The 2,500-nt window shown below is 49.7% G+C and carries 2 rRNA genes (1 of these 2 cut by a window edge); both read right to left on the bottom strand.

The annotated features are described in order from the left end of the window. Positions 1-46: 46 nt before the first annotated feature. Positions 47-161: ribosomal RNA gene (rrf, locus tag DFR28_RS19230) — 5S ribosomal RNA — on the bottom strand. A 345-nt stretch (positions 162-506) separates the two neighbouring features. Next, positions 507-2,500: ribosomal RNA gene (locus DFR28_RS19235) — 23S ribosomal RNA — on the bottom strand; it runs 904 nt beyond the window's last position.

Below are 2,500 nucleotides of genomic sequence, written 5' to 3' on the forward strand. Positions count from 1 at the left end.
GCAATAAAAAAGCCCCAGCAGTTTCCTGCTGGGGCTTCTAATATAAATCTGGCGATGTCCTACTCTCACACGGGGAATCCCGCACTACCATCGGCGCTAACTGGTTTCACTTCTGAGTTCGAGAAGGGATCAGGTGGTTCACAGTCGCTATTGTCACCAGAAAACTGGTCTGGAATTCGTACCTAAGTACGCCTTCCCATATCTGGGCTTGTTCTGACCCGAGGGTCAGTAAAATCAGTAGTTGTTAAGTGATGGGATTATAACAATTCCCATCTTTTTGTATCACTTTCTTGATATGTAAACCTACTCGCAGAATTCAATTTACCTACTTACCGATCTGTGATCGGGACAGAGCCTTCAGCCATTAGGCAAAGCCTAATAGAGCGTCAGCTCGTTTTCAGGAGTAAATTTCGTTCGCTAATAAATATCACATTAAATAGCTTTTCCAATATCACTTAAAGTTTCAGTGTTTACCGAGGTAAACGACCAAACCTTTTGGGTGTTATATGGTCAAGCCTCACGGGCAATTAGTACAAGTTAGCTTAACGCCTTTCAACGCTTCCACACCTTGCCTATCAACGTCGTAGTCTTCGACGACCCTTCAGGAATATCAAGTATTCAGTGAGACCTTATCTTGGGAGGGGCTTCCCGCTTAGATGCTTTCAGCGGTTATCCCGTCCGTACATAGCTACCCAACAATGCCTCTGGCGAGACAATTGGAACACCAGGGGTACGTCCACTCCGGTCCTCTCGTACTAGGAGCAGCTTCCCTCAAGTCTCAGGCGCCCACGGCAGATAGGGACCAAACTGTCTCACGACGTTCTAAACCCAGCTCGCGTACCTCTTTAAATGGCGAACAGCCATACCCTTGGGACCGGCTACAGCCCCAGGATGAGATGAGCCGACATCGAGGTGCCAAACACCCCCGTCGATGTGAACTCTTGGGGGGTATCAGCCTGTTATCCCCGGCGTACCTTTTATCCGTTGAGCGATGGCCCTTCCATACAGAACCACCGGATCACTAAGACCTACTTTCGTACCTGCTCGACATGTCCGTCTCGCAGTCAAGCACTCTTTTGCCTTTACACTAACCATACGATTTCCGACCGTATTTAGAGTACCTTCGCGCTCCTCCGTTACTCTTTGGGAGGAGACCGCCCCAGTCAAACTACCCACCATACATTGTCCCCGATCCAGATAATGGACCTGGGTTAGGACTCCAAACATACCAGGGTGGTATTTCAAGGATGGCTCCACGCAAACTGGCGTTTACGCTTCAAAGCCTCCCACCTATCCTACACAAATAGGTTCAAAGTCCAATGCAAAGCTGTAGTAAAGGTGCACGGGGTCTTTCCGTCTAACCGCGGGTACACTGCATCTTCACAGCAAATTCAATTTCACTGAGTCCCAGGTGGAGACAGTGTGGCCATCGTTACGCCATTCGTGCAGGTCGGAACTTACCCGACAAGGAATTTCGCTACCTTAGGACCGTTATAGTTACGGCCGCCGTTCACCGGGGCTTCGATCAAAAGCTTCGTCCGAAGACTAACCTCATCAATTAACCTTCCGGCACCGGGCAGGCGTCACACCCTATACGTCCTCTTTCGAGTTTGCAGAGTGCTATGTTTTTAATAAACAGTCGCAGCCACCTATTTATTGCAACCTCTCTAGCTCTGGGAGCAAGTCCCTTCACCGGAGTAGGCACACCTTCTCCCGAAGTTACGGTGTCATTTTGCCGAGTTCCTTCACCTGGGTTCTCTCAAGCACCTTAGGCTTCTCGCCTCACCCACGTGTGTCCGTTTAGAGTACGGTCAATAATTACCTGAAGCTTAGAAACTTTTCTTGGAAGCCTGGCATCATCTGCTCCGCTCGCAATTGAGCGTCGCCATCACATCTCAGCCTTAAAGAATCCCGGATTTGCCTAAGATTCAAGCCTACATGCTTAGATAGGGTAAACCAACACCCTTCCAGATTAGCCTTCTCCGTCATTCCATCGCAGTAATTATCGGTACAGGAATATTAACCTGTTTCACATCGACTACGGCTTTCGCCCTCGCCTTAGTGGCCGACTAACCCTACGCCGATTAGCGTTGCGTAGGAAACCTTGGGTTTTCGGTGTGCGGGTTTTTCACCCGCATTATCGTTACTCATGTCAGCATTCTCACTTCTGATACCTCCAGCATGGTTTCCACCACACCTTCGCAGGCTTACAGAACGCTCCCCTACCATGCGATAAATCGCATCCGCAGCTTCGGTATATAGCTTGAGCCCCGGTACATCTTCCGCGCGAGCCGACTCGACCAGTGAGCTATTACGCTTTCTTTAAAGGGTGGCTGCTTCTAAGCCAACCTCCTGGCTGTCTATGCCTTCTCACATCGTTTCCCACTGAGCTATATTTAGGGACCTTAGCTGGCGGTCTGGGTTGTTTCCCTCTCGACAACGGACGTTATCACCCGCTGTCTGTCTCCCATGATTGCACTTGTTGGTATTCGGAGTTTGC

It is taken from the genome of Arenicella xantha (assembly GCF_003315245.1).
Lineage (GTDB): Bacteria > Pseudomonadota > Gammaproteobacteria > Arenicellales > Arenicellaceae > Arenicella > Arenicella xantha.